The following is a 17,426-nucleotide window of genomic DNA, read 5'->3' on the forward strand; positions in this document are numbered from 1 at the left end:
CTTAACTCTCCTTTTCAACACATGTATTAAGCTCCGACACTTCCCCCCAATAGTCTCTGGGCTTTCGTCCCACGTAGTATTTAAACTTCCTGTAAAAATAGTCTATATTTTTATATCCTACCATATTAGATATTTCATAAACTTTATACTTACCTTCAGCAAGCATTTCTTTTGCTTTGCGAATTCTAACATGATCCAAATAGGAATTAAAACTCTCACCAGTTCCGCTTCTGAAAATTCTTCCAAGATATGAGCTGTTATAGCAAAAAATCTTAGCAAGGGATTCTAGCTTCAAGTCCTTGGAATAATTGGCTTCAATATACATACAGAGTCTTTTTACTATATTGTCCCGGGAGTTATTTCCTATCTGCTTCATAAAGCATAGAAATTCACTTAATATATATTCAGTAATCTCATGCAAACTTTGCTTTCTGTATATATCATGAATTATTCGTCCGTCATCCGGGATTATGAGGTTGTGGTAGTTTTGAGACAGCATATCCCTAACTCTTATAAAAATATTGGAAAGTACTCCCGCAAACCGTTCAGGATTCAGATTAAGTTTATGATATTCCGACTCGAAGCTCCGCATTTTCTTTTGCAGCAATTCCTCTTGCCCTATTTCAATATAATCGCAAAAAGCTTCAATATATTCTTTTATGTCAATAGAATCAAGGTTGGCTTCATCTGAAAAATCTCCTTGTATGTCATCCCATAAAACAAGGTTTCCCGATTGCTGGTAATAGAAACTATGCTGTTGTATCTTTTTTGCATCAGTATAAGAAATGTGGAGTTCATCAGCACTGCTGCATAATCTTCCCATAGAAACAAACAAGTCGGGCATTTTACGAAATATATCTTTCATATGTACAGAGAAGCGTGTAATACCTCCTCCTTGCAGTAGAACAACCCATAAATCGTCGATACAGATACACCTCATTTCTTTTTCATGTTCAAAAAGATTCGGAATTTCTGTATCATACTGTGTGGATTTTATAACAGCAACACGGTAAACATCATCACATAGTTTAAGCTCATTAAGGTTTACTGAGTCCGCATTGAGCTTACCGCAAATAAGGTCAGTAAGCTGCTTTTCATAAATAAGATTCATACTGGATTGAATACTTTTAAGCTTTTCCTTTTCGGATAAAATCATCTTACGTACCTTAACAATTGCCTCTTGCAGGTCATCCTCTTCTATAGGTTTAAGCTGAAAGGAAGAGACACCGGATTTAATGGCACTGCGGGCATATTCAAAATCGGAATAGCCGGTCAGAATAATAACCTTGCCATCGAATCCTCCTTCCCTTGCTTTTTCAAGCATTTCAGTTCCATACAATCCCGGCATCTTGATATCGGTAATACATAGGTCCGGGTTAAGCTCAAGCAGCATACGAAGGCCCTCATGCCCGTCCGCTGCTTCGCCGGCTATCTCATAACCAAGGCTGTCCCAATCAATGATAGCTTTTAGTCCAGCTCTCACTGCCGGCTCATCGTCAATTATTAAAACCTTGAGCATTGGGTTTACCATTCCTTTCCTAATATATTTTGATTTTTTACTGGCTGTTCCGGAAAAGAAATCCACACAGTTGTTCCTGTTCCGGGACTGCTATCTACCCTGATTCCATAGGATTCACCATAATAAAGCTTAATACGCTGATTTACATTTGAAAGTCCAATACTTTTTCCTGTCTTTCCACCTGCTTCTTTAATCTTACGGTGAACCTCCTCCAGCTTCTCACTTTCCATTCCAAGACCATTGTCCTTTACAGTTACAAGGACATTTTCATGCTGCCTATTAACTATAATGTCTATTTTTCCGCTTCCCTCTTTCTGCTCTAGTCCATGGACAAAAGCATTTTCAACAATAGGCTGTATCAATAGTGGTAGTACTTTGAGAATTTTCTCATCAATACCATTCTGAACATCAATGGTATAATCTACTCTGTCAGCAAAGCGGAACTTCTGAATTTCCAAGTAATTACGAACAAAATCCAGCTCACTTTTTAACGGCTGAGGATTGTCATCAAGCTCCAACAAACTGCGCATGGATTTCCCCAAAAGCTTTATTACTGTGGCAATTTCGCGCTGTCCACAGACATAAGCCTTCATTCGTATACTTTCAAGAGTGTTAAACAAAAAATGAGGATTAATCTGACTTGCCAACATTTTGAACTGAGCCTCATTCTGTTTTGTCAGCAGCTTTTGCTGCTGTAACTTGTGCTCATAATTTTCCTGTAAAAGCTTTTTCATATCACCAATCATCTTGATTAGGTCTGTATACAGTTCGGCAATCTCATCGCTGCCACTGATGCCCGGTGTAATGTCCAAATCTCCGGATGCCGCCCTGTGAATCTGAGTTCTTATAAATAAAATACGATCTGAAAAACTTCCAGTAAACAACAGCATAAGCAGTACAGGTACTACAAGACTAATAAATGCGATTGCAATTCCTGTTATATATGTAGCAAACACTTGCCGTTTGATATCACTAGTAGGCGTAATATTGATAATCTGTAATGTACTTCGTGTCTTCTGAGGAAGAAAGGATTCACAGACTATAAATACTTTTCTGTTTTCATAGGTTACATTCTTTAGAATTTGCTCACTGTCGCCGTAACTAGGATTTAGACCTTTTATATCAATTTTTGTGCCTAGCTTTTCCCGGTCATCTGCCAGCACAATACGGTCATTATCCACAGTCATAAGCATAGTTGTTCTTTCGTTCTGAATAACTGAGGTCAGGTAACTGTAGCTTACTCTCATTACCATAACTGCATAATTTCCATTGTCATCTATGCTAATACGACGTACTAATGCAAGGTAATAGGAATTATTATCTTTATTATAAAAACACTGCCATATCATGTTGCCGCCACTCCGAACCGCAGCCTTGTACCAAGCTTCTTTTCTAATTGCATCTGTGGTTTTAACAAAAAAACCGTTCTCACATATAGTACTATTATCAACATACATGGTAATAGCCTCTATTTGTCTGTAGTACTGTGTGTATTCCTTTAGAACAGGGTATTTTGATAAGGCATCTATAGACTCTAAAAAACTGCCGTATTTAGTTGAAATAATGTTTTTTAGCTGTTTGTCAAAATAGATTTTGTCCGATACATTAGTCATTAGATATAACAGCTCGTTAACGCGGTCTCGCACTCGAAGGGTATCTGTTTTAGCCTCATTAACCATACGTGAGTAAACAAGATTTGACATGCTGGAGGTTAAATACAGGCTCACGAAAAAAACCGGCAGAAGCACGGAAATTATGTAGATACCGATCATTTTTTTGCGTATCCGAATATTGTTCCAACCTTCTTTCAAACGCTTGATGAACACGATATTTATTCCACCCTTGCCGACACTGATATCACTTATATGATAGGTTTATTATAGCAATATTGTAAACCACATACAAACCTATTTCTATACATATCAAAGTGTAAGCGTCATAGCTATGGGGAGATCACGGGATGAAGTACCAATCTTTATAGTATAGTTTCCTGGATTAAAAACCCATCCTGAATTAATACAGAATTCCGAGAAAGTGCGTTCATCAAGTTTAAATGTAATAGTTTTAGTTTCACCGGGATTTAGGTATACTTTTTGAAATCCCTTCAAAGTACGAATAGGAGAAGCCTCCTTTTTTTCTGGCTCAACATATAACTGAACTGACTGTGCGCCAGACCTATTACCGGTGTTGGTAATATCAACACTTATTTCATAATCCTTGCAGGAACCGGAAATCTGTCTGTATGCGGCCTTCGTCAATGAAAACGTAGTATAGGACAAACCGTGTCCAAATGGAAAAAGTGGGGGAACATTGAAAGCATCGTGATAAGGGTATCCTACAAAAAGGCCTTCTGTGTAACAAACCTTCTCACCACCTGGATATTCACCCAGTGCCTTAACTCCTGTATCCTCCTCATTTAAAGGAATTGTGAATGGTAGGTGTCCACTGGGATTATAGTCTCCAAATAAAACTTCCGCTAATGCCGTTCCACTATGCATACCTGAAAAAAACCCCTGCATAACGGTATGTGCATTGTCTATCCATGGGCTCATATCAACAGGGGACCCGCTTATGATAATTACTACAGTATTTGGGTTTACTGCAAGAATTCTTTCCAGAAGTTTGTCCTGTTTATATGGCAATGTCATATCCGGTCTGTCACGACCTTCCGATTCCTGCTCGTGTCCGGTACCACCAATGAAAATAACTGCATCGGCAGTCTGTGCTGCCTGAATTGCTTCTTCTGTTAATCTCAATTCAATGTTTCTATATTCTTCATTTGCAGCTCTGGCCTTTTCCTCAATTTCGGCTCTAGTTTTTTCATCAGCATTAGAAGGTATATGAAATTCATGCTTAGAATACGTCTCATCGAGGCAACCCGGATAATATGACACTTTTGCTCCCCCTGCCAATCTCATAACTATGCCGGATAGAGGAGTAACCTCATATAGTGCCTTAACTGCTGCACTATCTCCACCAGTGGAGTGCTTTTTATCTGCATTATTACCAATAACAGCAACAGTTTTAATTTTGTCTGCATTAAGAGGCAGCACTTCTCTGTCATTTTTTAATAAAACAAAACTCTCTTTAGCAGCATCAAGTACTGTCTGTTGGTGTTGAGGCAGATTGAAACCACCTCGTTTTCGGTCTTTGGAGAACATATTCAATCTGAACATCAATTTTAGAATTCGTCTCACTTTTTCATTAAGAATACTCTCAGAGATTTTTCCCTTTTGAACAGCATTAATTAGTGGTTTTGCAAAAAAGTAGTCATCAAAATCAGAGGTTACGTTCATTTCAATGTCAAGGCCAGCTTTAGCCGGAGCCTCTGTATCATGTACTGCTCCCCAATCCGAAACCACAACGCCATCAAACCCCCACTCATTACGAAGAATTTCTGTAATTAACTTATGACTGTGACTACAAAATGTGCCGTTGAGCCTATTATATGCAGTCATAACAGTAAAAACTCCTGCCTTCACTGCTGCTTCAAATGCAGGAAAATACAGCTCCCTAAGTGTGCGTTCATCCACTTCTGCACTGACACTAAGTCTTTCCGTCTCCTGATTATTTGCAGCAAAATGCTTGACACAGGCTGCAACATCAAAACGCTGCACACCTTTTATAAAGGCTGATGCAAGTTCTGCTGTCAGTACAGGGTCTTCACTAAAGTATTCATAATTTCTACCACATAAAGGTGTACGGATAATGTTTACACCCGGTGCAAGAATAACATCTTTACCACGGCCCCTTGCTTCACAGCCCAGTACCTCTCCCACCCTTTCCGCAAGAGTTCTGTTAAAGGTTGCTGCAAGTGCTGTGCAGGAAGGCAAGTACGTAACAAAGTCCCAGTTACCACCCACTGTTTCCCAATGATCATCGGCAAACTCATTGCGTACACCCATAGGTCCGTCGGAAAACACAAGGGGAGGAATTCCTAACCTCGGTACCCCACCTGTACGGAATAACCCATTGCCATGACACATTCCCACCTTTTCCTCCAAAGTCATCATGGACAGTAGTTCCTCTATTTTTTCATCTATTTCGTTATACTGCATTTTATTCACTCCATAATTGATATTTTTATTTTGTTATTGCTGTTATTCCAGAATTCCAATCTTAAATGTTCCACAAAAAACTGTTGGTATAAATTTCTCCCCGTCCTCCTCATTTACAATAGTTCCACCTGTACACTCTGCTGCTTTAATGCCACATAGTTTTAAACTCCATGGTTTTCCCTCTCCCTTTGCTATTACAGTGATTTCGCCACCTTTACGGATTACTGAGACATTAAGTGCTTCGTTTCCATCCTTCTCGTAAACAGAAGTATTTGCATTAGCACCATCGGAAAGGGGCGTCAGCAGTAAGCAAACATCCTGTGCATATTCATAAACTGTTTCTTCCTGGCTATTACCCATAGCCAGAAGGCTTCCTGGGCGGACATACAATGGCAAGCTCATGTAATTGTGCTTTTCCCTGCGATAACTGCCTCCTGCAACAATTTCACCTGTCAGAAGGTTATACCACTGACCATTAGGTAAATAATAGTCCACTAATCCCGAGACCGTAAATACAGGTGCCACCAAGAGAGAATCCCCCAGCAAATACTGACGGTCAAGGGTTGTACATGCTGGGTCATCCTGAAACTCAAGAAACATTGCACGTGCTGTGGGCAATCCTTGCTTTGAGGCCTGAACCGCCGTTTTGTAAATATAAGGCATGAGGCGACATTTAAGTTTTGCAAAAAAACGCAGCACATCTACCGCCTCTTCGTCATATAGCCACGGTACACGGTAGCTGGTACTGCCATGGAGACGAGAATGCGATGACAGCATACCAAAGGCCAGCCACCTCTTATAAACATCAGCTGTAGCCGTATGCTCAAAGCCTCCGATGTCATGACTCCAGAAACCAAATCCGCACAGTCCTAGTGATAGACCTCCTCGTAAACTTTCAGCCATAGAGGAAAAGTCAGCAGAACAATCTCCTCCCCAGTGAACCGGAAACTTTTGACTGCCTACTGTAGCTGACCGTGCAAATACTACAGCCTCTTTATTTGCTGATTTCAAAGTATCAAAAACAGTCCTGTTATAAAGATAAGTGTAGAAGTTATGCATCTTCTCAGGATCTGAACCATCGTAATATATAACATCCTTTGTTGGAATACGTTCTCCAAAATCGGTTTTAAAACAATCTACACCCATATCAACCAGGTTAAGTAACTTTTCAGAAAACCACTTACACGCATAAGGATTGGTAAAATCAACAATAGCCATTCCCGGCTGCCACAAATCCCACTGCCAAACGCTGCCATCCTTTTTACGTATAAAATAGCCCTTTTCCATTCCTTCATTAAAAAGAACAGACTCCTGTGAAACATATGAATTAATCCATACACATATATGCAGTCCCTTTTCTTTTAGGTTGGCTAACATGGTTTTGGGATTAGGAAAAACATCTTTGTCCCAAATAAAATCACACCAGTTGAACTCTTTCATCCAAAAGCAATCAAAGTGGAATACTGATAGCGGAATATGCCGCTGACTCATTCCATTTATAAAGCTTGTGACAGTTTCTTCATCGTAATTAGTTGTAAATGAAGTGGAAAGCCATAGACCGAATGACCAGGTTGGCGGCATAGAAGGCCTTCCCGTAAGAGCAGTGTAGTTTGAAATCACTTCCTTACAGTCTGAACCCCCAATTATAAAATATTCCAATGATTCTCCTTCAACAGAAAATTGTGCACGTGATACTACTTCACTGCAAATTTCAAATGACACAAGACCCGGATTGTTTACAAAAACTCCATACCCTCGATTTGTTATATAAAAAGGGATATTTTTGTAGGATTGCTGGGTACAAGTACCTCCATCCTCATTCCAAATATCAACTGTCTGTCCATTTTTAACAAAGGGGGTAAACCTTTCACCCAAACCATATACACATTCTCCCACATCCAAATCAAGCTGTTCTCTCATATAGGTTTGACCGCTTTGATGTTTTATGTATGCAAGGTGCCGAAAGCCGCTCCCGGTTAGGCGTTCATCTCCCCTATAGTAGTCTATATTATAGCTATTTTTATCAATGCGAGCCTTAATGCTGCCACTTTCAAGCCACACTGCATCATTATCTTCAATAATTGATGGAGTGTGTCCGGGATAATTAAGTTCAAAATAAGGCCCGGTCTTTTTTACTCCTTTATAGTGGTATGCTTTTACGTGAATTATATTAGTCGCCGGTGAACTCAACTCAATAGTCAGTGCAGGACCACCCAAAGTATCTCCTCTGTGATTAATGGGGTTACATGGTGCAAAAATGCGTAAACTGTCCCCACAGTTTTCTATACGGTATGCCTTTGATGGGTAATGCAGAGAATATCCTTCCTTACTCAACCAATATCCATTAAGAAACTTCATGGTAAAAAGACCTCCTAAAAAGTTTATCCGACTATTTATTATTCTTATTCTCAATTATACAGTCACAACTGTACCTTTAAAACGTAAAAAATCACATTAAAAACACTGTAATAATTCTAGAACTTTTTGAAAAAGTATACTCACCTATAAATTTTACAGTGTTTTTGACTATTTTTTTAGGATATACAAAATTTAAAGGGAAAGATACAATATTTTTGTAAAAAATTACTAAACAAAACATTTGGAGGGAAGCTAAATGTCCAGTCCGTCTTACGGCAATACTCGCGTTAAAATTAAAAAGAATAAGCACCGAGATCGATTTAAACTGTTTTTTATGGCTTTACCTTTTCTGATTCTTTGTTTTACATTTTCCTACTTACCATTATACGGATGGATTTATTCAATGTTTGATTATCGTCCGCCATTTAAGTTGTATCAGTGTGACTTTGTTGGGTTAAAATGGATTACGGCAATTGTTACTAATCCTGTTTATCGAAATGCAATTGGGGATGTTCTTCGCAATACTTTTGCTATCAGCGGGTTAAATCTCTTAACCTCCGTTCTGCCTCTTGCCTTTGCTGTTTTTCTAAATGAAGTCAAGAGAGGCTGGTTTAAGCGAATTGTGCAAGTGTTAACTACTTTGCCTAATTTTATAAGCTGGGTACTTGTTTACTCTGTTGCTTATGTGTTCTTTTCAACCGGTGACGGCGTAGTAAACAAGTTACTAATGGATATGCATATTATTTCTTCTCCCATAAACTTTCTTGCAAGCGACAACCATACATGGCTTTCAATGACTTTATGGAGTTTGTGGAAAACTCTCGGCTGGAGTGCCATTATGTATCTTGCAGCAATAGCAGGCATTGACCAGGAACTTTATGAAGCTGCAAAAGTCGATGGAGCAGGACGCTTTCGTATGATGTGGAATATCACTGTGCCGTCCCTGCTTCCAACCTTCTTCGTTCTGCTAATGCTGTCAGTTGCTAATTTCCTTAATAATGGCCTTGACCAGTATTATGTATTCCAGAATGCAATGAACAAAGCACATATTCAGGTTCTCGACCTCTATGTTTATAATATAGGTGTTGGCAGTATGAATTTCCCTCTTGCAACTGCCGTCAGTATGCTCAAGTCCATCGTCAGCATAGCACTTCTGTTTACGGTTAACGGCGTATCTAAACTTTTGCGTGGCGAAACTATCGTCTGACAAATTTATAAAGGAGGAAATTAACTATGCTACCAATAGTAAAAAAGAAAAAACAGTATTCTTTTGGAGACATTGTGTTTTATACAATTACATATTTTGTATTTACAATATTAACAATCGCTTGTATTTATCCTTTTTATTTTTTGATTATAAACACTCTTACAGCTAATGAAATAAGCTCTAAAACAGCAGTTTTACTACTTCCTCAAAAACTGCACTTTGACAATTATGTGAAGATTTTGAAGTTAAACGGACTCACGGATGCTTTGTTTGTATCAGTAGCTCGTACAGTAGTCGGCGCTACCCTAACAGTTTTTGCCTCTGCTTTTCTGGGGTATCTGTTCACAAAAAAAGAAATGTGGGGCCGTAAATTCTGGTACCGTTTTATCATTATTACAATGTACTTTAATGCCGGATTGATTCCGTGGTTCATTACAATGCTTAACCTAGGTCTTCGTAATAATTTTCTTGCATATATTCTGCCGGCTATTGTGGCTCCCTTTAATGTCATTCTTGTAAAAACTTATATAGAAAATACCCCACAGGCACTTCAGGAAGCAGCACAGATAGATGGCGCAGGATACTTTACCATATTTCTTAAAGTTGTCTGGCCACTCTGTGTTCCAATTCTTGCAACGGTAGCTATTTTTTCCGCCGTGGGTCAATGGAATTCTTTCACTGACACCTTGCTTCTGATGACAGACAGCCGTCTGTATACCCTACAATTTATTCTGTACCGCTACCTCAATCAAGCGAGCTCACTTGCAAGTATAATGAGAAACAGCGGTGCTGGAATTGGTCAGTCGGTCTCAAATCTTGCAAGCTCTCAAACGGCACAGTCGGTAAGGATGACTGTTTCAGTAGTGGTTATACTTCCTATTTTGTTTGTATATCCCTTTTTCCAAAGATATTTTGTAGGAGGTATAATTATAGGCGCCGTCAAGGGTTAATTCTAATATAGTTTATCCGTGTCATGCACAATGTGCAGCGGCACATTAAAAATACTGCTTTAATAATACAATAATTTAATGGAGGTTTATGTATGAAAAAGTGGCTAATTAAATCCCTAACAGCTGCCATTATCCTTAGTATTACCGTAAGTATGGCAGCCTGTACTAAACCGGGCGATGATAGCGGTTCCTCATCCGGTTCAAGCAGTTCCGCATCTGGTTCCGGCAACAACCCGTACAAAGATACGGTAACACTTGATGTTTACACTCTCACCGGAAATTTTCAAGGTGAACAGATAGGATGGTTGGGAAAGGTAATCAAAGACAAGTTTAATCTCAAACTAAACATTATCTCGGCTCAGACAGACGGAAACGCAGACCAGTCTTTTCAAACGCGTTCTGCTTCCGGTGACCTTGGTGATATTGTGGTATACGGCGCAATGGACACCAAATTTACTGATTCCCTTAAAGCCGGACTTTTATTGAAGTTGACGGATAACGATTTGCTGGCAAAACACGGAAGTAACATTGTGAAGAATTTTTCAGGTGCCTTAAAGCGTATCTCCGATAAATATGGTGATTATGCAATTCCTAATAATGTTTCTACAGAGTCCCCAAATACTCCTTCCGAGGACTCTGACCTTACATTTGGTGTATACACCCGTTATGATTACTATCAAGAAATAGGTTCTCCTAAGCTGAATACCTTCGACGATGTATATCCCATGCTAAAAGCAATGGCACAAAAACACCCCACCAATTCAAATGGTCAAAAGCAGTATGCTTTTTCACTGTTTAAGGATTGGGACGGCTGCATGATGATGTTCGGAAAAATGATTGCAGAGCTTTACGGTTATGAAGAGGCTCCCTTCGGTGGTTTCCTTTTGGCAAATAATATGGCTACCGAGTATCAGAACATTATTGACCCCAACAGTTACTACATAAAAGCCTTGAAAGTTTATAACCAGGCATATCGTGATGGTCTTTTAGACCCTGACTCAATTAATCAGACCTGGGATGACATTACCAAAAAGTATGCAAACGGTCAAGTTTTATACTCTCAGTTTAGTTGGCTTGGCCCAAACAATTTTAACAATGCTGAAAATATATCAAACGGTATTGGATTTGCCCTTGTTCCTATCGCTGATGAAAAAATATGGTCAAATGGATTTACTCCTAACGGCAGCACTTACCTTGTAGCATTAGGCAAGTCCTGTAAAAATCCTGAGCGAGCTATGGACTTCCTAAACTGGTACTACTCTCCTGAAGGAACAATGACAATAAAGAACGGCCCTGAAGGTCTTGCATGGAAAATAGAAAATGGAAAACCGATATTAACAGAATTTGGTAAAAAATGTATGCCATCTATTGCAGTTGAAGTATCTAGTGAGTTTGGTGGCAGCGATTGGCAGACAGGGGAGTGTAAAGTCGGTTTTGACGGCTTAGCAGCAAACTCCATTAACCCGAATACAAATGAACCTTATTATTACAAGCTTTGGTCGTCAACACTGTTATCCAACACAAGTACCCTGCAGAAAAACTGGAGTGCAGCCATGGACGGTGCTCTGACAGCAAAAGAATGGCTTGTGAAGAACAACCATGTTTCAGTATCTCCTGGAACTGATTATGTTGCTCCTACTCTTCCTCCAGACATCCAGTCAATTCAGGACGTAGTTAAAATGGATATTCGTGACTATTCCTGGAAAATGGTTTATGCAAAGAGTGACAGTGAATTTAATTCCCTTCTAAAGGAAATGACCGAGAAGGTCAAAGGAGAAGGTTATGATACCGTTGTAGAATGGGATAAACATCAGTTAGCCGAGCTTGCTGAGGCTCGCAAGCAGGCAGCTGAAAGCGGCAAATAAACTAATAAAACTGTACGTTTTATAAATCCTCTCTTTGGAAAAAGGATGCAGCCTTCGGTAATATCGAGGATGCATCCTTTTTCTTTTGTAAGACCTAAATATATTATTTTCAGGAGGAAAAACATTTGGAATATAAATTATGGTATAAGAGTCCTGCCAACATGTGGGAAGAGGCACTACCCATCGGTAACGGTAGTCTTGGCGGAATGGTTCATGGAGGTATATATCGGGAGTGTATTTATTTAAACCATGACACCCTATGGTCTGGATTACCTGGGCAGCATATTAATAAGAATACACTGCATTTATTACCTAATGTGCGTCGTCTGGTGGATGAAGGTAGAAATTATGAGGCTCAAAAGCTTATAGAAGAAAATATACTAACGGGTTACACACAGTCATATTTGCCGCTAGGCAGGTTAATACTGACCTGTGAGCTGTCAAGGGATATTAAAGAATACAGTCGTTCACTCTTCCTTAATTCTGCTGTATGTGAAACCCACTTTAACTGCGGTGGAGTTAATTATTGCCGTGAGGTTATATGTTCTTATCCCGACAATGTAATTGCAGTTCATATGACTGCAAATAAGCATGGTGCATTGACCTTTAACGCTACTCTTAATTCACAACTGCGTTATAAGGTTGATAAAAAAGATAGTACCTTAATAATCACCGGCGACTGTCCATCTAATATGATTCCGGATTACATGGAAGCAGATAAACATATTATCTATGACAATGAAGAATACAGCAGAAGTATCCACTTTTCAGTAGGATTGAGAGCAAATGTAAAGGGTGGCTCATTACTTATTGAGCCAGACAAGATTTCCGTCACTAATGCAGATGAAGTTCTCCTGTTACTCTCTTCAGCTACAAATTTTGAGGGTTTTGATAGAATTCCCGGCAGTTCAGGAAGCGACCCTTTAACCAAATGTATGAGAATCTTGGATATGGCAGCATGTTATAGTTGGAATGAACTATTATCCCGCCATCGAACTGATTACACTTCTTTATTTGAACGGGTATGTCTTGACCTTGGGCATCAGTCGCCACTGCCAACTGATGAAAGATTGTCTTCATATGCATTGGGAATTCATGACCCTTCTCTGGATTCACTTATGTTTGCCTATGGCAGGTATCTACTTATAGCCTGTTCTCGTCCCAACACACAGGCGGCTAATCTTCAAGGAATTTGGAATAAGGATATGCCAGCACCTTGGTCCTCTAATTACACTACCAATATCAACACTGAAATGAACTATTGGCCTGCGGAGACTACAAACCTTCCAGAATGTCATATGCCTCTGTTTAGTCTGCTAAAAGACGTTTCAAAGGCAGGCTCTGAGATATCACGATTGCATTACGGGTGCAGAGGGTTTGTACTACACCATAACACTGATTTATGGCGTATGGCTTCCAGCGTGTCAGGTCAAGCAAAATGGGGTTTTTGGCCTATGGGCGGTGCTTGGCTTTCTCTTCACATAATGGAGCATTATAGATTTACCTGCGATATAGAGTTTTTACAACAGTACTATTTTATTCTTCGAGAAGCGGTTTTGTTTTTACTTGATTATATGAAACTTGATGACAATGGTTATTATGTAACAAACCCTTCCACCTCACCTGAAAACTCCTTTATAACTGCGGATGGTGAAATATGTTCAATCACAAAAGCTTCAACCATGGACTTGGCTATTATCCGAGAGCTTTTTGAAAGCTGTATAGAAGCACAGTCAATTCTTAAAATTGATTCTGACCTTTCCTGCCTACTTTCACAAATGCTTTGTAAATTACCTCCATTTCAAACAGGCAGTAAAGGACAGCTACTAGAGTGGCTTAATGAATACGAGGAAGAAGAACCGGGACATCGGCATATGTCTCACCTTTTTGGACTTTATCCCGGCAGTAGTATAAGTCCATCGCGTACACCTGAACTTGCTAAAGCTTGCCGAAAATCTCTGAAAGAACGCATTACCAACGGAGGAGGTCATACAGGATGGAGCTGTGCTTGGCTTATATGCCTTTACGCAAGACTTGGTGACGGGAATAATGCCTACCATTTTGTTAATCAGCTTTTAACTCGTTCCGTATATCCAAACCTTTTTGACGCACACCCTCCATTTCAAATAGATGGTAATTTTGGCTTTACAGCAGGCATTGCAGAAATGCTGTTACAAAGCCATGAAGGAGAACTCCACTTGCTGCCTGCTTTGCCCCATAACTGGAAAGACGGCAGTGTAACGGGATTAAAAGCCAGAGGGAACTACACTGTAGATATTTCATGGCGTAACCATCATCTTGTCTCTGCGCGGATAACAGCAGGACAAAACGGAGTCTGCCATATTAGAATAAATGAAGCTTTTACGGTAGACAAGTATGTTGAAAGGAAAGAAAACTCCGTTTTAGTTAATCTGTCAAAAAATGAAAGTGTTAATTTTATATTATCGGTCTAAAATAAGGGATTTAAATAACGCAAAATATTCTCGTAAACAAACATTTGGGTATATGTACCATGGAGTACCGGAACTGATTCCATATGGCTTTAGTCCAGCCCTTTTTGCAAGTATTTTTGCTCTGAACATATGAAAATCATTGGTTATAATCATTACCTTATCAAGAGGCTTTCCAATAGTGTTTTCATATATTTTTTTAGAATACACCATATTTTCATATGTACTGGTTGACTTTTCTTCTTTTAAAATAACGTTCTCGGGTACATTATGCTTAACCAGATACCTTTTCATTCCCTCGGCTTCCGTTATGGTTTCACCAATCCCTTGTCCCCCTGACACTATTATCTTTACATCAGGATTATTTTTGTAATAGTCCAAGGTATAGTCAAGACGATTTTTCAAAACCAACGTAGGTGTTTCTCCTTTAAGCCCTGCACCCAATACTATTATGCTGTCAACCTGCTTGTCTTTATCTGACATGGCAGAGGTTATTATGACAGCTGTTATTATAATAAAAGAAACCAACCATATGGTAAATAGCCCTGCAAATACTTTTATAAGCTTATTGTAAAACTGCGGCCTTCGCTTGTACAATCCTGTTTTTTTTAACAATGCCCATAGTATAATACATGTGCCTCCTATAGCAGGAAGCAAAATTCCCATGTCCATACCGCCGCTTCTTTTTGCAATAATTATAGTATCCATTATTCCTACAGCAGCCAGTATGTACAATAATGTATATAAATATTTATTTTTCATAACTAAAATTCCAAAGCCTTACCAGGATTATCTGAAGGCTTGAAAGTGTACTTTTTACCCTCCTCAGGCTTAATAAAAGTACCGTTAAAGCTGAAATGATCGGATTCAATACCTGCTTCTCCGTCCATAGTAACCTGCATTTGTTCAACTCCCGGAAGATTCAACACTGTCATTGCGAGTATGCTAGTATGGATTATACCTCCCGCACTCCCTGAATTAAACTTTTTTACAGTCTCTTTGGGCAAATCAATGGTAATATTTTTACCATCTAAAACAGCTTTGTTTATTTTTATGTCAGTAGAAGAAAAAACCTTGTTTATTGCAGAGGTTATATCAGTTTCATATAATTTTTTATCAACTGTTATACCTTGTATTTCTTTTGGTTTGTCATAATCGTCAGCATCATAATAATAGAGTTTGAGTTCCATTGTTTCATTAACTGGGGTTGTTTGTGATGCGGTAGTTTGTGATGAAACTGTTGATGAATTAGAAGCTGTACTTGAAGTTTCAGATGGCTCTTTTTTCTGACCTATTGCATATACAAGCAAAACTACTAGAATAATAATAAAGCAGAAAAAAATTATGCAAATAGCTTTTAGTTTCTTTGAATCAATCATATAAATAACCTCCCCGGGTTTTAAATTAATTATCATTTATTTTTGTTATTGCCTTACTGAACCTGAATGTGTGCTTGAAAAAAAACTTTGCCATCAATTTCATTTATTCCTTCAATATACACTTTCTTGCAGCTTCCATCTATCTCCTCAGTATCCTTGTATAAGGAAATAGTATCTCCTGCAACTGCTTCGTTTACATAATTTATCTGAATTGATTTAGCACTATACTTTCCATGCTTTTCTAAAGAAAAACAGTCGGATATATAGTCTATATATTTTGCATTATTTACGTGACCGTTAATATCAAGGTCACTGAAACCTACAAGTTTTTTGTAAACTAAATGCAGCTCCCCTGCCGGTTTCAACTTTTCAAACTTTCTGTCTATTGCTTTTGATTCTAAGAATTCCGGATATTGTGGCGAAATAATGGAATCAATTTTTACCATCTGACGCTTCTGTAAATCCAGTATAACCCAGCTTGAAATTGCACTGACAAGAATATGTCCATCCTTATCCCTAACAATAAAATTTCTTTCTATCATCATTTTCTTAGGTGATACCGGCCATGTCTCAATTGAAATATCTTCGTTAATACCGGGCATCCTGTTAATCTCTAGCATCATTCGAACCATGACCCACGCCACGCCATATTCATTTTGTAACTTTTCTATACCAAGGTTTGTACTCTCGGAATGGAGACCTGCAATATTCTGAAAGCAATTAAAAAGATAACTGAGTTTTAGTCTTTTAAAATAATCTGCATGGCCATAATCTACATGATAGTTCTTTTTGTATATGGAAAGCGGGTTCATATGTCCTCCCTTTACTGCAATGTTTCTTAACCAAGTTTGAATAAATATTTGCCAACTACATGGTCAAGAGGTATAGGACCTATGATTCTGCTGTCTCTACTTTCATTTCTATTATCTCCCATAACAAATACGGTATCCTCAGGAACCTTTATTATATTTTCCGATTCATAGCGCATAGGCTCTTTTATGTATGGTTCTTCTAGCGGTATACCATTACGGATAACTTTACCATCCTTAAACTGCAATTCGTCTCCGGCCTTACCTATTACTCTCTTAACCCAGAATATCTGCTGAGTGTTATCGGTAAACCTTGATACAAGAATATTATATTTAAGAGGATCTATAACATTGTCCCAAAAGGTTCTTTTTCTATCTACTCTGCTGTCAATAATAACGATGTCTCCATATTTTGGTTTAGTGTGGAATATATTTTGAGTCTTATTAATTATTATTTTTTCCTTATCATGCAAAGTATTATCCATTGAATGTCCGTCTACACTGGTTGGTTGAAATATAAAAATTATAACTATCAATGCCAAAACCACAGACCCAAGTATTGTTCCTACCCAGCCTAATATTTCTTTCAAAATTTTCATATCCAAAATATCTCCCTCGCTTATGTTTTCTTTTGAGTTTTTACTCCTCTATTTTACTAAATTTACCTAATTATAATATATTTGTGTAACATTTTATAGACATAATTTATTAACTTTTCCTTAATTATTTATGAATTTAATATATTATACGAAATAAAAGACTTATAAGTCTGAAACAGCTGTATAATACCTTTACATACCACAATTAGTATAATTGCCTGGATAAGCATTT

12 protein-coding genes are annotated in these 17,426 nt (G+C 38.4%); 4 read left to right on the forward strand and 8 right to left on the reverse strand.

What is annotated here, in order from left to right; genetic code table 11:
* Nucleotide 1: 1 nt before the first annotated feature.
* The 4 genes from K412_RS0103565 to yicI form a co-directional block, all read right to left on the reverse strand.
* Nucleotides 2-1,585: a response regulator transcription factor gene (locus K412_RS0103565; protein WP_242835515.1), complete on the reverse strand. Its 1,584-nt coding sequence runs from the start codon at nt 1,583-1,585 to the stop codon at nt 2-4.
* The gene (locus tag K412_RS0103570) at nt 1,525-3,132 is read right to left on the reverse strand and encodes a sensor histidine kinase (protein ID WP_242835517.1); all 1,608 of its coding nucleotides are present in this window, start codon (nt 3,130-3,132) and stop codon (nt 1,525-1,527) included. The genes K412_RS0103565 and K412_RS0103570 overlap by 61 nt, the downstream gene beginning before the upstream one ends.
* A gap of 309 nt (nt 3,133-3,441) precedes the next feature.
* Nucleotides 3,442-5,577, reverse strand: coding sequence for a glycoside hydrolase family 3 C-terminal domain-containing protein (locus K412_RS0103575; protein ID WP_024831841.1), 2,136 nt, complete (start codon nt 5,575-5,577; stop codon nt 3,442-3,444).
* Nucleotides 5,578-5,619: 42 nt separating this feature from the next.
* The gene (yicI, locus tag K412_RS0103580; protein WP_024831842.1) at nt 5,620-7,935 is read right to left on the reverse strand and encodes an alpha-xylosidase; all 2,316 of its coding nucleotides are present in this window, start codon (nt 7,933-7,935) and stop codon (nt 5,620-5,622) included.
* Nucleotides 7,936-8,338: 403 nt separating this feature from the next.
* Between yicI and K412_RS0103585 the strand changes: the two genes are divergently transcribed.
* From K412_RS0103585 to K412_RS0103600, 4 genes are all read left to right on the forward strand, one after another.
* On the forward strand, nt 8,339-9,142 hold the full coding sequence (locus K412_RS0103585; RefSeq protein WP_479691911.1) for an ABC transporter permease subunit: 804 nt from the start codon (nt 8,339-8,341) through the stop codon (nt 9,140-9,142).
* A 26-nt stretch (nt 9,143-9,168) separates the two neighbouring features.
* On the forward strand, nt 9,169-10,092 hold the full coding sequence (locus K412_RS0103590) for a carbohydrate ABC transporter permease (RefSeq protein WP_024831844.1): 924 nt from the start codon (nt 9,169-9,171) through the stop codon (nt 10,090-10,092).
* Between the two features lie 92 nt (nt 10,093-10,184).
* The gene (locus K412_RS0103595; protein ID WP_024831845.1) at nt 10,185-11,957 is read left to right on the forward strand and encodes an extracellular solute-binding protein; all 1,773 of its coding nucleotides are present in this window, start codon (nt 10,185-10,187) and stop codon (nt 11,955-11,957) included.
* A gap of 125 nt (nt 11,958-12,082) precedes the next feature.
* Nucleotides 12,083-14,410, forward strand: a complete 2,328-nt coding sequence (locus K412_RS0103600) for a glycoside hydrolase family 95 protein (protein WP_024831846.1) — start codon at nt 12,083-12,085, stop codon at nt 14,408-14,410.
* Here K412_RS0103600 and K412_RS0103605 read toward each other — a convergent pair.
* The 4 genes from K412_RS0103605 to lepB are packed head-to-tail and all read right to left on the reverse strand — an operon-like array spanning nt 14,399 to nt 17,194.
* Entirely contained in the window at nt 14,399-15,169 is a 771-nt protein-coding gene (locus tag K412_RS0103605) for a YdcF family protein (protein ID WP_024831847.1), read from the reverse strand. The genes K412_RS0103600 and K412_RS0103605 overlap by 12 nt on opposite strands.
* 2 nt (nt 15,170-15,171) lie before the next feature.
* Nucleotides 15,172-15,786, reverse strand: a complete 615-nt coding sequence (locus K412_RS0103610) for a GerMN domain-containing protein (protein WP_024831848.1) — start codon at nt 15,784-15,786, stop codon at nt 15,172-15,174.
* Between the two features lie 53 nt (nt 15,787-15,839).
* Nucleotides 15,840-16,598, reverse strand: coding sequence for an acyl-[acyl-carrier-protein] thioesterase (locus K412_RS0103615; protein ID WP_024831849.1), 759 nt, complete (start codon nt 16,596-16,598; stop codon nt 15,840-15,842).
* Between the two features lie 26 nt (nt 16,599-16,624).
* Complete coding sequence (gene lepB, locus K412_RS0103620) at nt 16,625-17,194, reverse strand: signal peptidase I (RefSeq protein WP_024831850.1); 570 nt, start codon at nt 17,192-17,194, stop codon at nt 16,625-16,627.
* Between the last annotated feature and the right edge of the window lie 232 nt (nt 17,195-17,426).

It is taken from the genome of Ruminiclostridium josui JCM 17888 (assembly GCF_000526495.1).
GTDB classification, from domain to species: Bacteria; Bacillota; Clostridia; order Acetivibrionales; family DSM-1351; genus Ruminiclostridium; species Ruminiclostridium josui.

Excerpts from the sequence above, each read along its gene's own strand:
- lepB (WP_024831850.1), bottom strand. The coding sequence starts at position 17,194 with ATGAAAATTTTGAAAGAAATATTAGGCTGGGTAGGAACAATACTTGGG.
- K412_RS0103575 (WP_024831841.1), bottom strand. The coding sequence starts at position 5,577 with ATGCAGTATAACGAAATAGATGAAAAAATAGAGGAACTACTGTCCATG.
- K412_RS0103585 (WP_479691911.1), top strand. The coding sequence starts at position 8,339 with ATGTTTGATTATCGTCCGCCATTTAAGTTGTATCAGTGTGACTTTGTT.
- yicI (WP_024831842.1), bottom strand. The coding sequence starts at position 7,935 with ATGAAGTTTCTTAATGGATATTGGTTGAGTAAGGAAGGATATTCTCTG.
- K412_RS0103610 (WP_024831848.1), bottom strand. The coding sequence starts at position 15,786 with ATGATTGATTCAAAGAAACTAAAAGCTATTTGCATAATTTTTTTCTGC.
- K412_RS0103595 (WP_024831845.1), top strand. The coding sequence starts at position 10,185 with ATGAAAAAGTGGCTAATTAAATCCCTAACAGCTGCCATTATCCTTAGT.
- K412_RS0103590 (WP_024831844.1), top strand. The coding sequence starts at position 9,169 with ATGCTACCAATAGTAAAAAAGAAAAAACAGTATTCTTTTGGAGACATT.
- K412_RS0103615 (WP_024831849.1), bottom strand. The coding sequence starts at position 16,598 with ATGAACCCGCTTTCCATATACAAAAAGAACTATCATGTAGATTATGGC.
- K412_RS0103570 (WP_242835517.1), bottom strand. The coding sequence starts at position 3,132 with ATGACTAATGTATCGGACAAAATCTATTTTGACAAACAGCTAAAAAAC.
- K412_RS0103605 (WP_024831847.1), bottom strand. The coding sequence starts at position 15,169 with ATGAAAAATAAATATTTATATACATTATTGTACATACTGGCTGCTGTA.